Here is a 17,524-nt window from a genome sequence, read left to right on the forward strand (position 1 = left end):
AGGGTTCTCCTGACTCTGATCACTCGAGAGGCGGATTCAGCCAGCCCCGCACCGCTGCGAGCGGCATCCTACACAGATATTATAGATTGCTAACGTACAAGGGACAGGAAACCCGGCAGTCTCATCGGCGGTCGGCGAGCGTCGCGACACCGATCTCGGCGAGCCGCGCGACCCCTTGAACGACCAGTCCGAACGGCGTGCCGTCCAGCGGGCCTACGGAGACCGCCTGACAGGGGACAACCATCTGCGCCACACGGTTGGAAGCGAGATCGAGCTGGAGAACCTGCTGGTTCGGCTCAAGGACGAGCTGGCGGAGCTGCGGGCGGGTGAGCGGCGCCGCGAGCGACGGTTGGGATGGGCCCTTGCCGCCGTGCTGGCACGCCTGACGGCCTTGGGGGGTGGGGGCTGGTGGGTCTAAGCCCTAAGCGAAAAGACCGAGGCCGGCGCAGCGGTGCCCGAACATCATCTGCCGGCGGGCACCGATAGAGCTCGAGCGCGTTATCGATCGGCTGGACTGGCGGGCAAACTTACGCCCAGATCTCGCCAAGTCAACTGATCAAAAGCCTAGATGCTTGTTTTGATTGGCGCTCCCTAGGGGATTCGAACCCCTGTTACCGGCGTGAGAGGCCAGCGTCCTAACCACTAGACGAAGGGAGCGGTACTCCGCCGAGTAAGCAGGTATTATACCCGCACCATGCCGCGCCACAAGCGGCGGCTACGATCCTCTTACCACTGGCTGCATCTTCTTGTCGCACGCTGCGTAGCCCAGGATATCGTGATCAGGAGTGCCGCCTCAGCGACCAGGAATCCCTGCGACAAGGTGATACAGGAATCCCGCCAAGACAGGCGTCGAGCCGCGATCGGGGCGACCCCTTTGATCGTGCCCCGACCGCAGCACGGGATCTCGCGCGCGAACATCAGCGAGAACGCGCTCAAGGTCCTCTATCGGCTGAAACAAGAGAGCTTTCAGGCCCACCTGGTCGGCGGGGGGGTGCGGGACCTCCTGCTCGGCCGGGAGCCGAAGGATTTCGACGTGGCGACCGACGCGACCCCTGAGCAGGTGCGGCAGGTGTTTCGCAACTGCCGTCTGATCGGTCGGCGTTTCCGTCTGGCGCATGTCCATTTCGGTCGCGAGATCATTGAGGTGGCGACCTTTCGGGGCGGCGCCGTGCCCGATGGGGACGCAGACGATCGCCAGATCGATAATGGCAGGATCGTGCGCGACAACACCTATGGCACCATCGCCGAGGATGCGCTGCGCCGGGACTTCACCGTCAACGCCCTCTATTACAACATCGCCGACTTCTCACTCATTGACTATGCCGACGGTCTTGCGGACCTCGATGCAGGCCGGCTGCGTCTGATCGGCGATCCTGAGCAGCGCTATCGCGAAGACCCGGTGCGGATGCTGCGTGCCGTGCGCTTCGCATGCAAGCTTGGCTTCACCATCGACGCGGCGACCGAGAAGCCGATCTTCGGACTCGCGCACCTGCTCGCGGATATCGCACCCGCGCGACTCTTCGACGAGCTGATCAAGCTGTTCCACTCGGGCTATGGTCGCGAGGTCTTTGAGAAGCTGCGTCAATACGGACTCTTTGGACAGCTTTTCCCGGCGACTGAAGAATGTTTGGCGCGCGAAGACCATGGGTTCCCGATCACCTTTGTCAGTCGCGGTCTGACCAACACGGATAAGCGGGTGCAGGAGGACAAGACTGTGACGCCGGCGTTTTTGCTCGGCGTGCTGCTGTGGGAGCCGGTCCGCCGCCGTTTCGAGCACTATCTGGCCGCCGGCGAATCAACGAACGAGGCCATGTTCCTGGCGGCCGGCGAGATCTGCGCGCGACAGCAGCCACTGGTGGCGATTCCCAAGCGGTTCTCGCTGCCGATGCGCGAGATCTGGTCATTGCAGCCGCGATTCGAGCAGCGGGACGGGAGGCGTCCGCAGCGCCTGATCACGCACCCGCGCTTTCGCGCGGCCTACGATTTCCTATTGCTGCGCGCGGACGCGGGCGAGGCGGATCCGGAATTGGCCGCCTGGTGGACCCGCTTCGAGGAGGCGAATGCTCGAGAGCGTGCCAGCATGCTCGAGGGGACTGGAAAGCGGCGACGCCGCCGCCCCAGGCGGGCCAAGGCAGACCCGTCGGCCGGCCCCGACACGAAGGTCTAAAGACACCGTGGAGCGCGGCGGTTGAACCCCGGGCTCTGCTTGCGGGTCGGCGGTCGGCTGCGCCATCCCGGCGACCCGATCCCAGGCGCGGCCGGTCGCGCCAATCCAACTGGCGGGACTGCTCGGAGGGCCTCGTGAACGTCTGATATGGCCGGGTTTGGGGTGCGATCCCGGCGGAGCGATTCCGCAAACGGTGCCGCCGCTGCATCGGCAGGGTAGCGCGCTGGTATCCTGACCACTATCCTCGTCCTCATCGAGCCTGATCATTGGAGTCGACCATGTCTCTCGCGCCGATCTCGGTTGCCACCCTCGCCGCCATGAAGGCACGGGGTGAGCGAATTGCATGTCTGACGTGCTATGACGCAAGCTTCGCGCGTCTGCTCGACGCGGCCGGAGTGGACGTGATCTTGGCCGGTGATTCGCTTGGGATGGTGGTTCAGGGTCACACCACCACCATCCCTGTCCGGCTTGAGCACATGGCCTATCACGCGGCGTGCGTTGCGCGCGGGCGCGGGCGGGCGTTGCTGGTCGCAGATCTGCCCTTTCTGGCCTGTGCGACGGCCGAGCGTGCCATCGAATCGGCCGGACGGTTGATGCAGGAGGGCGGCGCCGAGGTGGTCAAGCTCGAGGGCGGGGCGCCGATGGTGGAGACGGTGCGCCGCCTCACCGGGCAGGGGGTGCCGATCTGTGCCCATCTGGGACTTCTTCCCCAGTCCGTGCATCGTATCGGCGGCTATCGATTCCAGGGTCGCGATCACGCGGCTGCCGAGGCAATCCGCCACGATGCCATCGCCATGCAGGAGGCAGGCGCCAGCCTGCTGGTATTGGAATGTGTTCCGGCGGCCTTGGCCTCCGAGATCACGCTGACCCTGGAGATCCCCGTGATCGGCATTGGTGCCGGCTCAGGCTGTGACGGCCAGGTGCTGGTTCTCTATGACATGCTTGGGCTCAATCCCGGGCGCGCGCCCAGCTTCAGCCGAGATTTCCTCACCGGACAGGCGTCCATTGCCGATGCCGTTGCATCGTACGTCAAAGCGGTCAAGACAGGGGAGTTTCCCGGCCGCGATGAGACACCGCACTGATCCCGGTCGCCAGCCGCACGCTACCGGCGGATAGGGCGATGGAGACGATCGATCTGGTTGCGGACGTGCGCACGCGTGTGCGCGCCTGGCGCTCCGCGGGCGAACGTGTGGCATTCGTTCCGACGATGGGCAATCTTCATGCCGGTCATCTGACCCTGATCGGCGAGGCCCGTGCCCGCGCCCCCCGGGTGGTCGCGAGCATCTTCGTGAACCCCATGCAGTTCGCTCCGACCGAGGATCTGGATACCTATCCGCGAACCTTGGAGTGCGATCGAGAGCGGCTCCGAGAGGCAGGCTGCGATCTGTTGTTTGCGCCCCGGGTCGCTGCGATGTACCCGCGCGGCAGCGAGGAACAGACACGTGTGGAGGTCCCTGGCCACCTGTCCGAGATTCTGTGCGGCGAGAGGCGTCCGGGACATTTTCGCGGCGTGGCCACAGTAGTCTGCAAGCTCTTCAACATCGTGCAGCCGGATGTTGCGCTGTTCGGTGAGAAGGACTTCCAGCAGCTCGCCGTGGTCCGGCGGATGGTTGAGGACTTGGCGATGCCGGTGGAGATCGTCGGTGTGCCGACTGTGCGGGAGTCGGATGGACTCGCCATGAGCTCGCGCAACGGGTACCTTTCGCCCGAGGAACGGGCGCAGGCGCCTGCGCTCTACCACGCCCTGGCGGCAGCGAGGCGCTCCCTGCTCGAGGGGGTCGGCGTCGAGACGGTGGAGCGGACCGCCGCAGGGACCTTGCGTGACGCCGGTTTGGAGCCAGATTATGTCAGCGTACGCGTGGCCGATACCCTGCTTCCCCCATCCGAGTCCGATCAGGATCTGGTGGTGTTGGCCGCGGCCTATCTCGGGCGCGCGCGACTGATCGACAATCTCCGGGTGCGACTGGGCTCTGATGCTGCGTTGCAACAAACGCTGCTGTAGACTATCTCGATCTCGGGTCGGCAGAGTCTTCATTCAGATCCGGAAGACGCGGCCTTAGCGGTCTTTGGGAGGATTGATCACATGCATTTGACCTTGCTGAAATGCAAGCTGCATCGAGCGCGCGTGACGCACGCGGAGGTCGACTACGAGGGGTCCTGCGCGATCGACGAGGAGCTCTTGAGGCTGTCCGGCATTCGCGAGTATGAGCAGATCCAGATCTACAACGTCACCAACGGTGAGCGCCTCACGACCTATGCCATTCGCGCGGAGCCGGGCTCGCGCGTGATCTCGGTCAATGGCGCGGCGGCCCACAAGGCATCGCCCGGGGATCGTGTGATCATCTGCGCCTATGCCACGATGAGTGAGGCGGAGGCGGACGCCCACCGGCCGGTGCTCGTCTATCTCAACGAGCACAACCGCGTTACCCGCACCGGCGACTTCATCCCCGCACAGGTGGCCTAGGCCAGTGCGGCCCCCGTGTGGATCGGACGCTCGGACATCGTCCTGTCTGCCATGGCCTCCGAGTAGAGCTCGAGATATTGCCGCGCGCTCGCCTCCCAGCTGAAATCCTGGAGCATTCCGGTCGTCGCCAGCCGCCGCCAGGCGGGCGGGTCCGCGCGGAAGAGTTGCAGGGCCTGCTGCACGGCGTTGAGCAGTGCCTCTGGGCGTGGGTCATCGAAGAGGAACCCGGTCGCCGTCCCTTCGGCCAGGGTTTCCGGGGTCACGTGAACCACCGTATCGCAGAGTCCACCGGTGCGATGCGCAATCGGCGGGGAGCCGTAACGCAGACTGTAGATCTGGTTCAGTCCACAGGGCTCAAAGCGCGACGGCATGAGGAAGCTGTCACAACCGGCTTCGATGCGATGCGCACGTGCCTCGTCATACTCGATCAGGACGCCGACCTGGCGCGGGTGGGCTGCCGCGATGGCGAGTAGGGCCTGCTCGGTCGGTCGCTCGCCGGCCGCCTGGATCACCATCTGGATGCGTGGATCCTGCAGCAGAATCGGGAGTATGGCCAGGATCAGGTCCACCCCTTTCTGCTCGACCAGACGGCCGATATAACCCAGCACGAAGGCATCTTCGCTCCGCGGGAGAGCGAACTCGCGCTGCAGCTCGAGCTTGTTCTCCGCCTTGAGGCCGAAGGTCTCCCGGTCATAGGATTGGAGAATGAAGGGGTCGGTTTTCGGGTCCCAGATACGGTAATCCACGCCGTTCAGGATGCCGCTGAAACGGCCCCCGATCTGGCGCAACAGTCCGTCCATCCCACAGCCGAAGCGCGCCGTGCGGACCTCCATGGCGTAGGTTGGACTGACAGTGTTGACCCTGTCCGAAAAGACGATACCGCCTTTGATGAAGGACATGCGCTGATGGAACTCCAGGCCGGAGAGGCTCCACAGCGACGGTGGCAGGCCGAGTCGGTCAAAGGTGGCGCGGTCGAACAACCCCTGGTAGGCGAGATTGTGGATGGTGAACACCGTCGCCGGGTGCCCGGGCTGATCCCGAATCAGTGCGGGCGCCAATCCAGTCTGCCAATCGTTGGCGTGCAGGACGTCCGGGTGCCAGCCGATCGCGGGGAGCCCTTGGGCGACGAGGGCGACGACGCGGGAGAAGAGAAGGAAACGCTCGGCATTGTCGCCCCAGTCGCGGCCGCTGAGGTCTGTGTAGGGGTTGCCCTCGCGGCTGAAATGCTCCGGGGCGTCGACGAGATAGACCGGGAGGTCGTGGTCCGGGTGCCTGCCTTCGAGGATTCGGACATTCGTGCGACATCCCGGCAGCTTCAGATCGCACAGCTGCTTCGGCTCACACAGCTGGCGGGCTGCGAGCGGGTATGCGGGCAGGATGAGCCGGGCGTCATGGCCGAGATCGCGCAGTGCCGCGGGCAGGCTTGCGGCCACGTCGGCAAGGCCGCCGGTCTTGATCAGCGGATGTGCCTCGCTGCTGGCCATCAGGATGCGCAGCGGCTCGACTGACGAGGCGGCATCGAGCGATAGAGTAGGCGATGGCTCCATGAAGGGCCCCTAGACACGAGCGTCAAAGATAGTGAATGACCGCGCCGGCCCTGGCAACTTGATGACAGGGTTCACGTTATCACATTTGTTCCCGATCGAGGCACTTGGGCTATGCTGGATCCCTGCACCATTCTGATCTTCGGCTCGACCGGCAATCTGGTCAGTCGCAAGCTGCTGCCCGCCCTCGGCCACATCGAGGCGGCCGCGCGTCTCCATCCCGACACCCGGATCGTCGGGTTCGGGAGGCGGCCCTGGTCCGATGCGCAATGGCGCGATCAGGTCCGCCAGACCCTGAGCGCTGGCTCGGCGCGCGCGCTGGACGAGGCTGTCCTGGCGCGGTTGCTCGAGCGGATGTATTTCGTCGAGGGCGACATCGAAGAGTCCGGCGCTTACACGCGTCTGGCCGAGCGTCTCCGCGAAGCGGCATTCATGCCGCAGAACCTGATGACCTATCTGGCAGTGGCTCCCAGGCATTATGGTGGCATCGTGCAACAGCTGGCGGCCCAGGGCCTGAGTGCCGAGGACGGGCACTGGTCCCGGCTGGTGGTCGAGAAGCCATTCGGCTTCGATCTGGAAAGCGCCGGGATCCTTGATCGACAGATCCACCGCAGCTACACGGAGAAGCAGATCTTTCGGATCGATCACTATCTCGGGAAGAGTACGGTCCAGAATATTCTGGTCTTCAGGTTCGCGAACCTGCTGCTCGAGCCGCTCTGGAACCGCAACTATATCGACCACGTGCAGATTTCCCATTCGGAGGCCGGCGGCATCGGCGAGCGCGCGGGATTCTACGACGGCGTCGGCGCCCTGCGGGACATGATCCAGAGCCACCTGCTGCAGATGCTGACCCTGGTGGCAATGGAGCCCCCGGCGTGCTTGGATGCCGAGGCCCTGCGCGACGAAAAGGTCAAGGTGCTGAGATCGATCCGGCCGATCCCGCGCGAGGCCGTCCACGCACAGGCCTTTCGGGCCCAGTACGGCCCGGGGCGGGCCGGTGAAGCGCCGGTCGGCGGCTATCGCGACGAGCCGGGGGTCGGACACAACAGCACGACCGAGACCTATGCCGCGCTGAAGCTGTACGTTGACAACTGGCGCTGGCGCAACGTCCCCTTCTACTTGCGCACCGGGAAGCGTTTGGCGCGGACCAATTCGCTGATCGCCATCCGGTTCAAGCACCCCCCTCAGCAGCTGTTCCAGCACACGGCCATCGAGCAGCTCGAGCCTAACTGGCTGCTGCTCAACATCCAGCCCAATGAGTGCATGCGCTTCGAGATCCAGGTCAAGCAGCCGGGGCTGGAGATGCGCACGCAAACCGAGCGCCTGGACGCGAGTCGATGCATCGTCCCGGCCGAGCATATCGACGCTTACGAGGCCCTGATCCTGGATGTCATCGAAGGGGACCACACGCACTTCCTGCGTTACGACGAGGTCGATTGGGCCTGGCAGGTGGTCGACCCCGTGATCAAGCTGTGGGCCACTGAACGCGACTACATCCACAGCTATCCCGCTGGATCCTGGGGACCGCCCGAGGCCAACCGCTTGTTCGATCGCGAAGACCAGGACTGGCGCAAGGGACTCGACGACTGAGCTCAGTGTCTGCCGTCGGTCCGGCGGCCAGGGTTGGACCTGCCGGGGGTCTGGCACCCTGCCGCGTGTGATGGAACGGAGCGCTCGGCGAGCGGGGGCCACCGCGGCCCGCGCCGCGGATTGAACCGCCTGACTGGAACGCCTCGACGTGCCATGATGCAGACGAAGTCGCTGTCCCCGCATCTGTCGGATCCGCTATCGTGTCTCACCAGGAGATCTGCACCATGTCGCTCATCAACCAGACGCCCGCTTGGAAAGCATTGGAACAGCACTGGGGGCAGGTCAAAGGCATCGCGATGCGCGACCTCTTCGCGTCCGATCCCGGTCGTGCACAACGCCTGAGGCTCTCCGCCGGTGGACTCGACCTGGACTACTCCAAGAACCTCATCACCGAACAGACCCGATCGCTCTTGCTCAATCTCGCCGAGACCGCGGATCTCAGCGGCTGGATCGGGCGTCTCTTCGCCGGAGAGTCCATCAACAACACCGAGCAGCGAGCGGTTCTGCACATTGCCTTGCGCAACCGCTCCAATCGGCCGATCCTCGTCGACGGCCGCGATGTCATGCCGCTCGTCAACGAGGTCCTGGACCGCATGGAGTCCTTCGTTGCCTTGGTGCGGTCCGGTGAGTGGAGGGGGTTCCAGGGGCAGCCGATCCGGGATATCGTCAATATCGGCATCGGCGGCTCCAACCTGGGTCCCAAGATGGTCTGTACGGCACTCGGAGCCTATGGTAGCGACGAGCTCAGGGTTCATTTCGTCTCTAATGTCGATGGCACCCATCTGGTCGAGACGCTGCGGGACCTGGATCCGGCCCGCACGCTGTTCATCGTGGCCTCGAAGACCTTCACGACCCAAGAGACCATGACGAACGCCAACAGCGCGCGCGACTGGCTCTTGGCGGCCTCGCGCGACCCGGCGGCCGTGGCCAAGCACTTCGTCGCCGTGTCCACGAGCGCGGAGAGGGTGTCCGCCTTCGGGATCGACACGCAGAACATGTTCGGCTTCTGGGATTGGGTCGGAGGCCGCTACTCGCTCTGGTCGGCGATCGGCTTGCCGATCGCGCTGGCGGTCGGCTACGACCGATTCGTCGAGCTGCTCGAGGGTGCCTTCGCCATGGACGAGCATTTCCGTACGACACCGCTTGCCGAGAACATGCCGGTCGTCCTGGGCCTGATCGGTCTCTGGTACGCCAACTTCGGTGGCGCCCGAACTCACGCCGTGCTGCCCTACGATCAGTATCTGCGACTCCTTCCCGCCTATCTGCAGCAGGGCGACATGGAAAGCAACGGCAAAGGCGTCACCCGCGGCGGGGTGGCCGTGGACTACACCACCGGTCCCGTGGTCTGGGGCGAGCCCGGCACGGATGGTCAGCATGCCTTTTTCCAGCTCATCCACCAGGGCACTCAGCTGATTCCGGCGGATTTCATCGGCGCGATCAGGAGCCACAACGAGATGGGCGACCACCATCTGAAGCTGATGGCGAACTTCTTCGCGCAAACCGAGGCGCTGATGCGAGGACGGACCACCGAGGAGGCCTTGGCCGAGATGTCGGAAGCCGGCGTCCCGGAGGAGCGCGCGCAGCTCCTGGCCCGCCATCGGACCTTCCCCGGCAGTCGCCCGACCAACAGCATCTTGATGGAGCGGCTGACTCCCTACACGCTCGGGGCCTTGATCGCGCTCTACGAGCATCGGATCTTCGTCCAGGGTGTGCTCTGGGGGATCAACTCATTCGATCAATGGGGCGTCGAGCTTGGCAAGCAACTGGCTGGCGTGATCCTCGACGAGCTGCGCGAGGGCCGGGTCTGGGCCGATCACGATCCATCGACGCGTGCCCTCTTGGAGGCGTTCATTCGAGGGCGCAGCGCATGATGTGGATGCGTTGCCCACGGATCGGGCACCGAGTGTCCGCTCCCCCAGGAAGCCGCTGAATTCATTGTGATCATCCGCTCGCCTTCCCAACGGCGCGATGCTCGGAAGGTTCCATGTTCAGGTGCCGAGGTGCCTGAACATGCCGGGACCTCCTGCCCCGGACGGGAAACGCTGAACGAAGGCAGGGCTTGATCGCGCGGCGGTGGAGGGCAGGAGCGGAGGCGGGTCGTGCCCGGACTGCAGGCGGCGCGGAAACCCTGCGTCGTGTGCGCTGTCTGTTAGCAAGGTACGGGATCCTCACAGGCTCCGTGCATCTCCGTGGGGCGTGCTGTGCCAGCCTGGGGAGCGATGATGCCGCAGGATGGGCTGGACCTCTCGGATCGAACGGGTTCTATTTGGGCGAAGAGGATATGCGGTATACCTCCAGTCGGATGGCGGAAGTCAGGGTTCGCAACGGACCGCTTGCTCCAATCTGGTGCATGACTCCGCCCTCGACGGTGCGCGATCGACCTGATTCAGATGCGATCCGGGCGCGTCCGGGCGTCGGCGCCGCTGATGCGATCATGGCTTGGTTATTGCTGAACTTGCACCCAAGCCTTGTCTTTTCCGCGTTTAGCCCCGAGCAATACCCCGAAGTCGGACGCGGTCGGCGACGGGTCGGGCGAGCAACCAAGGGTTCCGAGTGAGGTGACGTCTATGTCGATCTTCGAGCGCTACCAGGCACGTTACGAGGCATCCCGCGAGGAGGTGCTGAGCCTGGATGAGTATTTACAACTCTGTAAGTCCGACCCCGGCGTCTATGCCGGGGCCGCACAACGTCTGCTCATGGCGATCGGTGAGCCTGAGCTCGTGAACACACGCGATGACCCACGGCTGAGTCGGATCTTCCAGAACAAGATGATTCGACGTTACCCTGCTTTCTCCGAATTCTACGGCATGGAGGAGGCGATCGAGCACCTGGTGTCCTATCTCAAGCACGCCGCCCAAGGGCTCGAAGAGAAGAAGCAGATTCTCTATTTGCTGGGCCCCGTCGGCGGCGGCAAGTCGTCGCTGGCGGAGAAGCTCAAGGAGTTGATGGAGGAGAAGCCTTTCTACGCGATCCATGGCTCGCCGGTCTTCGAATCGCCTCTGGGCCTGTTCTCTCCCGAGGAGGATGGCCCGATCCTGGAAGAGGACTATGGCATACCCGCGCGCTACCTGCGCACCATCATGTCGCCATGGGCGGTCAAGCGTCTCCAGGAGTACCGCGGCGACATCACGCAGTTCAAGGTGGTCAAGCTCTATCCATCGGTCCTCGAGCAGGTCGCCATCGCCAAGACGGAACCCGGCGATGAAAACAACCAGGACATCTCTTCGCTCGTCGGCAAGGTCGACATCCGCCAGCTGGAGCGCTTCGCCCAGCATGACGCGGACGCCTACAGCTACTCCGGCGCCCTGTGTCGCGCCAATCAGGGGCTGATGGAGTTCGTCGAAATGTTCAAGGCACCGATCAAGGTGCTGCACCCCTTGCTCACCGCCACCCAGGAAGGCAACTATAACGGGACCGAGGGTCTTTCGGCGCTGCCCTTCCAGGGAATCATCCTCGCCCACTCCAACGAGTCGGAATGGCAGAGCTTCCGCAACAACAAGAACAACGAGGCGTTTCTCGACCGTGTCTTCATCGTGAAGGTGCCCTACTGCGTGCGCGTCAATGAGGAGACCCGGATCTACGAGAAACTGCTTCACAACAGCTCACTCGCCGAAGCACCGTGCGCGCCCGGAACACTCGAGATGATGGCGCAGTTCTCGGTCTTGACGCGTCTGAAAGAGCCGGAAAATTCCAGCATCTTTTCCAAGATGAGGGTGTATAACGGCGAGAACCTGAAAGATACCGATCCCAAGGCCAAGTCGGTACAGGAGTATCGTGACTACGCGGGCGTCGACGAGGGAATGTCGGGGATCTCGACTCGGTTCGCGTTTAAGATCCTGTCACAGGTCTTCAATTTCGATCACAGCGAGGTCGCGGCCAATCCGGTCCATCTGCTCTATGTCCTGGAGCGCCAAGTCACGCGTGAGCAGCTGCCCCCGGAGACACAGGAGCGCTATCTGGGTTTCCTCAAGCAGTATCTGGCACCGCGTTACGCCGAATTCATCGGCAAGGAGCTGCAGACGGCCTATTTGGAATCGTACGCTGAGTACGGTCAGAATATTTTCGATCGCTATGTGACCTATGCGGATTATTGGATTCAAGATCAGGAGTATCGCGATCCGGATACAGGTGAGATGATGAATCGGGGGTCGCTCAACGAAGAGCTCGAGAAGATCGAGAAGCCTGCGGGGATCTCCAACCCCAAGGATTTCCGGAACGAGATCGTCAACTTCGTGTTGCGGGCGCGAGCGAATAACGGAGGCGCCAATCCCAAGTGGACGAGCTACGAGAAGCTGAGGTTGGTGATCGAGAAGAAGATGTTCTCCAACACCGAGGATCTCCTGCCGGTGATCTCATTCAATGCGAAGGCATCGGTGGACGAACAGAAGAAGCACGATCAGTTCGTCGATCGGATGACGGAGAAAGGTTACACGCCGAAGCAGGTTCGGCTTCTGTCTGAGTGGTATCTGCGGGTGCGCAAGTCACAGTAGGGTCTGTATGGCACACTTCATCGACCGGCGTCTGAACGGCAAGAACAAGAGCGCGGTCAACCGTCAGCGCTTCTTGAAGCGCTACAAGTCGCAGCTCAAGCGTTCGGTGGCAGACGCGGTCAACAAGCGCAGCATCACGGACATCGACTCGGGCGAGCGCGTGGGTATCCCGTCGAAGGATATCTCGGAGCCGGTCTTTCACCACGGAAAGGGCGGTGTCCGGGACATGGTGCACCCGGGCAATAAGGACTTCGTGACGGGCGACCGTATCCGCCGACCGGAGGCCGGCAGCGGAGACGGCTCGGGCCAGGGCAAGGCCGGGAGAGGCGGAACCGGTGAAGATGATTTCGTGTTCGAGCTGTCGCGCGACGAGTTCCTCGACCTCCTGTTCGATGACCTAGAGCTCCCCAATCTGGTGCGTAACCAGTTGATGGGCACGACCGAGTTCAAGACGGTTCGCGCTGGCTACTCGACCGACGGATCCCCCGCGAACATCGACGTCGTGCGGTCACTCAAGGGCGCGATCGCCCGCCGGACGGCAATCGGAGCGCCATGGCGCGCGCGGGTGCGCGAGCTCGAGGGCGAGCTTGAGGAGCTTCTGTCCGGCGGCATCGATGAGACCGATCCGCGCGTGTGCGAGCTCCGCCATGAGATCGATCGACTGCACACCCGCATCGCCGCGCTGCCCTTCATCGACACCTTCGACCTGCGCTATCAGAGCTTCACGAGGCTGCCTGAGCCAACCAGCAAGGCGGTGATGGTCTGCATCATGGATGTCTCCGGTTCCATGGACCAGGTCCGAAAAAATCTTGCCAAGCGATTCTTTATCCTGCTGTACCTTTTCCTCCAACGGAACTACGACAAGATCGACGTGGTCTTCATCCGTCACCACACCATCGCTCAGGAAGTCGATGAGGAGGACTTCTTCTACTCCCGGGAGACCGGCGGGACAGTCGTCTCGAGCGCTTTGAATCTTGCGTACGACATCCTCAGCGAGCGCTATGACTCGTCGGTCTGGAACATCTATGCGGCGCAAGCCTCTGATGGCGATAACTGGGATTCCGACTCGACGATTTGTCGCGATCTGTTGATCGACAAGCTCATGCCGCTCATGCGTTATTTCGCCTACGTCGAGATCACGCCCCGACAGCACCAGAGCCTCTGGTATGCCTACCAAGAGGTCAGGGCGATGCACCGGCACTTTGCGATGCAGGAGATCGCCGGTCCCGAGGATATCTTTCCCGTCTTCAGGGAGCTGTTCAAGAGGCAGGAGGCATGAGCAAGACTATTATCTCCGATTCCTCGGAATGGTCGTTCCCGCTGCTCGAGCGCTTCGATCGTGAGATTGCGCGTCTTGCCCATAATGTCTATGGCCTCGATACCTATGCCAACCAAATCGAGGTCATCAGCTCCGAGCAGATGATCGACGCCTACTCGTCCGTCGGCCTGCCAATCAATTATCAGCATTGGTCATTCGGCAAGCAGTTCGTTGCGACCGAGCAGACGTACCGTCGTGGACAGATGGGGTTGGCTTACGAGATCGTGATCAATTCCGATCCTTGTATTGCCTACCTGATGGAGGAGAATACACTCCCCATGCAGGCGCTCGTGATCGCTCATGCCTGTTACGGACACAACAGCTTCTTCAAAGGGAACTATCTCTTTCGAACATGGACGAGTGCGGACGCCATCATCGATTATCTGGTGTTCGCGAGACGGTACATTGCGGACTGCGAGGAACGTTACGGACAGGCCGAGGTCGAGCTGCTCCTCGATTCCTGTCATGCATTGATGAATCACGGGGTGGACCGATACAAGCGGCCCACGCCGCTGAGTCTGGCCGAAGAGCGACGGCGCCAGAAGGACCGTGAGGCCTATCTCCAGTCGTTGGTCAATGATCTGTGGAGGACGCTGCCCGTCGTGGAGGATGCGGATGGCGCGGATCCGGAGTCGCAGTGGCCGCAGGAGCCTCAGGAGAATCTGCTCTACTTCATCGAGAAGAACGCCCCGCTCCTCGAGCCTTGGCAGCGCGAGGTCGTGCGCATCGTGCGAAAGCTCGGTCAGTATTTCTATCCGCAGCGTCAGACGCAGGTCATGAACGAGGGTTGGGCGACCTTCTGGCATTACACGCTGATGAACCATCTGTACGATGAAGGGTTGGTCACCGATGGATTCATGATGGAGTTCCTCCAGTCGCACACGGGGGTGGTCTTTCAGCCGCCGTTCGATGCCCCATACTATGGCGGGATCAACCCCTACGCGCTCGGGTTCGCGATGATGCGTGACATTCGCCGGATCTGTGAGCAGCCGACCGATGAGGATCGCCACTGGTTCCCTGATATCGCTGGGGGGGACTGGCAGGGGGTCCTCGATTTCGCGATGCGAAATTTCAAGGATGAGAGCTTCATCGCGCAGTATCTCTCACCCAATCTCATGCGGGAGCTGCGACTCTTTGCGATCTGCGACGATGATCGGGAGGAGCACCTCGAGGTCACCGCGATCCATGAAGAGCAGGGCTACCGGGCGCTTCGTCAGGCGCTCTCCGAGCAATATAATCTCGGGACCCGCGAGCCGAACATACAGGTCTTCAACGTGGATCTCCGCGGTGACCGTTCGATGACCTTGCGACACTACCGACACAATCGACGGCCGCTCGGGGACTCGGTGGATGAGATGCTGCGCCACATTCGCCGGCTTTGGGGCTTTACGGTGCGTCTGGAGGCCCTCGACGAGCAGGGGAGGGTTCAGTTGATCGGGGAGTGTTGAGCATGGAGCATGGCGCCCCAAGGGACGCGGGGTATGGGTCGATCCCCCGGTCCGAGGCGGGGACTCGCAGAATGGCGCGCCGCCGGCTCGCCGTCATCGGTGTGGTCGCGGCCGCCTGGATCGCGGCGCCCGTCCACGCCGATGCGCTGCTCAGGGCGACGCTCGATTCGCTTCGGGAGGCGGAATCCGCCGCGATCGGGGGCATTCCGTTGTTGTCCGGTCGCCTCCTCGGCGAGTTCTACGCGGGCCGTGAGTATGCGCCGGCCTGGGTCGACAGCTCACGGGTCAAAGCGCTGCTGGCGCTGGCGGAGCACAGTCCCGCCGACGGCTTCGTGCCGGAGGACTTCCATGCCGCGAGCCTGCGTCGATTGGGCGTGCCCGGGGTGCTCCAGTCCCTGACCGGGGCCGATCGGGTCGGCGCCGACATCATCCTGAGCGATGCCCTGCTGAGGTACGTCCACCACCATCGCTACGGCAAGGTCGATCCTGTCGCGGTCGACCCGGAATGGAACGACCGAGCGGCAGCATCGAGTGAGGTCCTCCTCGCCGATATGCACTGGTCACTGTCTGGCAAGGACCTGTCGGCAAGCCTGTCCAACCGTTTCCCCCGACCGTTCTGGTACCGGGGACTTAGACTGGCCTTGCAGCGCTACACCGCGCGGCCGGACCTCGCCGGGCTGCCGCCTCTGCCGGCCGGCGCGAATCTCGGCCTAGGGAGCGACGGACCGCGGGTCGTGATGCTGCGTGAGCGGCTGCGGCTTCTCGAAGGGGACGGCGCGGAGCCGGTCCCCGATCCGGGCGTCTTCGACCCCGAGCTCGGTGCCAGCGTGGCCGCGTTTCAGCGTCGCGCGGGGCTTGCCGCGGACGGAATCGTCGGTCCGGCCACCCTCGCTGCGCTCAATGGCTCCTTTGACGCCGGAAAGGCCGAGCAGATCCGGATCAATCTCGAACGCATGCGCTGGCTGTATCAGGATCTTCCCGAGCAGTATGTCTTCGTCGACATCGCTGGATTCCGGGTGCAATTGGTGCGGGGTGATGCCATCGCCTGGTCCACCCGCGCGATCGTCGGGAAGCCCGAGACCCAGACGCCGACGTTTCGCGACACCATTGACCATCTGGTCTTCAATCCCACCTGGACGGTTCCCGCGTCGATCCAGAAAAAGATCGGGCGAGTCGGGAATGATTACCGCCTGGTGGATCGGCAGACCGGCAGGCGGGTCGGAAGTGGGGACGCGAGTGACCACCGACGCTATCTGCTGGTGCAGGAGCCGGGTCCGAAGAACGCCTTGGGCCGGGTCAAGTTCATGTTCCCCAACAGTCACGCCATCTATCTGCACGACACCCCTTCGAGGGACCTGTTCTCGCGTCGGACACGCACCCTGAGCAATGGCTGTGTTCGGGTGCAAAACCCTCTGGAGCTGGCCGAGCTTCTCCTGGGGCGGGCCTACTGGGATCAATCCGCGATCCGGCGCGTGGTGACGCGTGGCAAGACCCGCTACGTCCACCTGACCGATACGGTTCCCGTGCTGCTCTATTACCTGACGGCCTATGCCGATGAGGCGGGGACGGTGAGCTTCCGCAGGGATGTCTACGGGCGCGATGCGGCCTTGCGGGATGCGCTCTCGGCTCCGGTCCTGCGGACCCGGATCGTTTTCCCGGAGTCTCGTGCGCCGATGCCGGCCGACGCCCACCCTCCCACAGGGCCCCGAGAGACGGTCCCTCCCGTGGACGGGCCGGCCCGGCTCACGGCGAAGGACCCGAGCGGGTACCCAGCCGGCCATCACGCACACCCCATGGATGGAGCCGATCGATCCGTCTCCGTCGCGTCCCCCTCCGCCGCTTCGGCGATCGACGCCCTCTGATCGGGGCTCCTTGCGTCAGCCGGCGCCAGGGATGGCATCGAGGAGCCTCGCTGCGCGTCGAGCACCGGCCGAGCCTGTTCGGGGGTGGATCCGAGTCCGTTCACCGGATAGACTCCCGCTCGGTCAGGTTTCTCAGGCCATGGGAACCGTCGACAAAACCCCAACCGTGACGGACGGAGGACTCTGTTTTGACCCGACAAGGCATCTGGCTCGCGCCGGCACTTGCAATCTTGGCGTTGTTACCCGCAGCATCGGTTAAGGCGGTGGTCACGGATGGTGTCGCCTCTTATTACGGCGATCGTTTCCATGGCCGGCGCACCGCCAGCGGTGACCGCTTCAACAAGGAGGCGATGACCGCCGCGCATCGGACGCTTGGGTTCGGTACCCGGGTCATGGTGACGAACAAAGCGAACGGGCGCTCAGTCGATGTCATCATCAACGACCGCGGCCCGTTCGTCCGCGGCCGGACCATCGATCTCTCGAAGGCGGCGGCCCGCGAGCTGGGCATGTTGGGCACGGGCGTCGCCCCGGTGCACCTGGAGGTCTTAACGACGGGTGCTCCACCCTCGCGTGCCTCTGCCTCGCCGCTCTCGGTCGCCGAGGCAGCGCAGGTCATCATCGATCTGTTTTAGACGCCTGCG

The 17,524-nt window shown here is 63.4% G+C and carries 13 protein-coding genes and 1 tRNA gene; 12 read left to right on the plus strand and 2 right to left on the minus strand.

Features of this window, described 5'->3' with window-relative positions; all coding sequences use genetic code 11:
- Positions 1-175 precede the first annotated feature (175 nt).
- The gene (locus tag LJE61_RS04865) at positions 176-418 is read left to right on the plus strand and encodes a hypothetical protein (protein ID WP_296917656.1); all 243 of its coding nucleotides are present in this window, start codon (positions 176-178) and stop codon (positions 416-418) included.
- 164 nt (positions 419-582) lie between these two features.
- Here LJE61_RS04865 and LJE61_RS04870 read toward each other — a convergent pair.
- Positions 583-657: transfer RNA gene (locus tag LJE61_RS04870), tRNA-Glu, on the minus strand.
- A gap of 223 nt (positions 658-880) precedes the next feature.
- On the opposite strand from LJE61_RS04870, the gene pcnB reads away from it, so the two are divergent.
- The 4 genes from pcnB (at position 881) to panD (ending at position 4,631) form a co-directional block, all read left to right on the plus strand.
- Positions 881-2,167, plus strand: a complete 1,287-nt coding sequence (pcnB, locus tag LJE61_RS04875) for a polynucleotide adenylyltransferase PcnB (RefSeq protein WP_519972642.1) — start codon at positions 881-883, stop codon at positions 2,165-2,167.
- Between the two features lie 278 nt (positions 2,168-2,445).
- Entirely contained in the window at positions 2,446-3,249 is an 804-nt protein-coding gene (gene panB / locus LJE61_RS04880; protein ID WP_296911442.1) for a 3-methyl-2-oxobutanoate hydroxymethyltransferase, read from the plus strand.
- A gap of 38 nt (positions 3,250-3,287) precedes the next feature.
- On the plus strand, positions 3,288-4,169 hold the full coding sequence (gene panC, locus LJE61_RS04885) for a pantoate--beta-alanine ligase (RefSeq protein WP_296917658.1): 882 nt from the start codon (positions 3,288-3,290) through the stop codon (positions 4,167-4,169).
- 81 nt (positions 4,170-4,250) lie between these two features.
- A complete protein-coding gene (panD, locus tag LJE61_RS04890) occupies positions 4,251-4,631 on the plus strand; it encodes an aspartate 1-decarboxylase (RefSeq protein ID WP_296911437.1) in 381 nt (126 codons plus the stop codon).
- On the opposite strand, the gene glgA is transcribed toward panD, so the two are convergent.
- Positions 4,628-6,178 (minus strand): glycogen synthase GlgA, encoded by a 1,551-nt coding sequence (glgA, locus tag LJE61_RS04895; protein ID WP_296917660.1) that lies wholly within the window; start codon positions 6,176-6,178, stop codon positions 4,628-4,630. The two genes, panD and glgA, sit on opposite strands and share 4 nt — an antisense overlap.
- A gap of 111 nt (positions 6,179-6,289) precedes the next feature.
- Here glgA and zwf point away from each other — a divergent pair, with 111 nt between their 5' ends.
- The 7 genes from zwf to LJE61_RS04930 all read left to right on the plus strand — a co-directional run bounded on the left by zwf (position 6,290) and on the right by LJE61_RS04930 (position 17,515).
- Entirely contained in the window at positions 6,290-7,765 is a 1,476-nt protein-coding gene (zwf, locus tag LJE61_RS04900; protein WP_296909433.1) for a glucose-6-phosphate dehydrogenase, read from the plus strand.
- A 224-nt stretch (positions 7,766-7,989) separates the two neighbouring features.
- On the plus strand, positions 7,990-9,636 hold the full coding sequence (gene pgi / locus LJE61_RS04905) for a glucose-6-phosphate isomerase (RefSeq protein ID WP_296909432.1): 1,647 nt from the start codon (positions 7,990-7,992) through the stop codon (positions 9,634-9,636).
- 696 nt (positions 9,637-10,332) lie between these two features.
- A complete protein-coding gene (locus tag LJE61_RS04910) occupies positions 10,333-12,255 on the plus strand; it encodes a PrkA family serine protein kinase (protein WP_296909431.1) in 1,923 nt (640 codons plus the stop codon).
- 7 nt (positions 12,256-12,262) lie between these two features.
- Positions 12,263-13,534, plus strand: coding sequence for a YeaH/YhbH family protein (locus tag LJE61_RS04915; protein WP_296909430.1), 1,272 nt, complete (start codon positions 12,263-12,265; stop codon positions 13,532-13,534).
- Positions 13,531-15,021 carry a SpoVR family protein gene (locus tag LJE61_RS04920; RefSeq protein ID WP_296909429.1) on the plus strand — a complete coding sequence of 497 codons (1,491 nt, stop codon included), beginning with the start codon at positions 13,531-13,533 and terminating at the stop codon, positions 15,019-15,021. Before LJE61_RS04915 ends, LJE61_RS04920 begins: the two co-directional genes overlap by 4 nt.
- 2 nt (positions 15,022-15,023) lie before the next feature.
- Positions 15,024-16,883, plus strand: coding sequence for a L,D-transpeptidase family protein (locus LJE61_RS04925; protein WP_296917662.1), 1,860 nt, complete (start codon positions 15,024-15,026; stop codon positions 16,881-16,883).
- Between the two features lie 188 nt (positions 16,884-17,071).
- On the plus strand, positions 17,072-17,515 hold the full coding sequence (locus tag LJE61_RS04930; protein WP_296913809.1) for a septal ring lytic transglycosylase RlpA family protein: 444 nt from the start codon (positions 17,072-17,074) through the stop codon (positions 17,513-17,515).
- Positions 17,516-17,524: the final 9 nt, after the last annotated feature.

It is taken from the genome of Thiocapsa sp., from assembly GCF_022340925.1.
In the GTDB taxonomy this organism is placed as follows: domain Bacteria; phylum Pseudomonadota; class Gammaproteobacteria; order Chromatiales; family Chromatiaceae; genus Thiocapsa.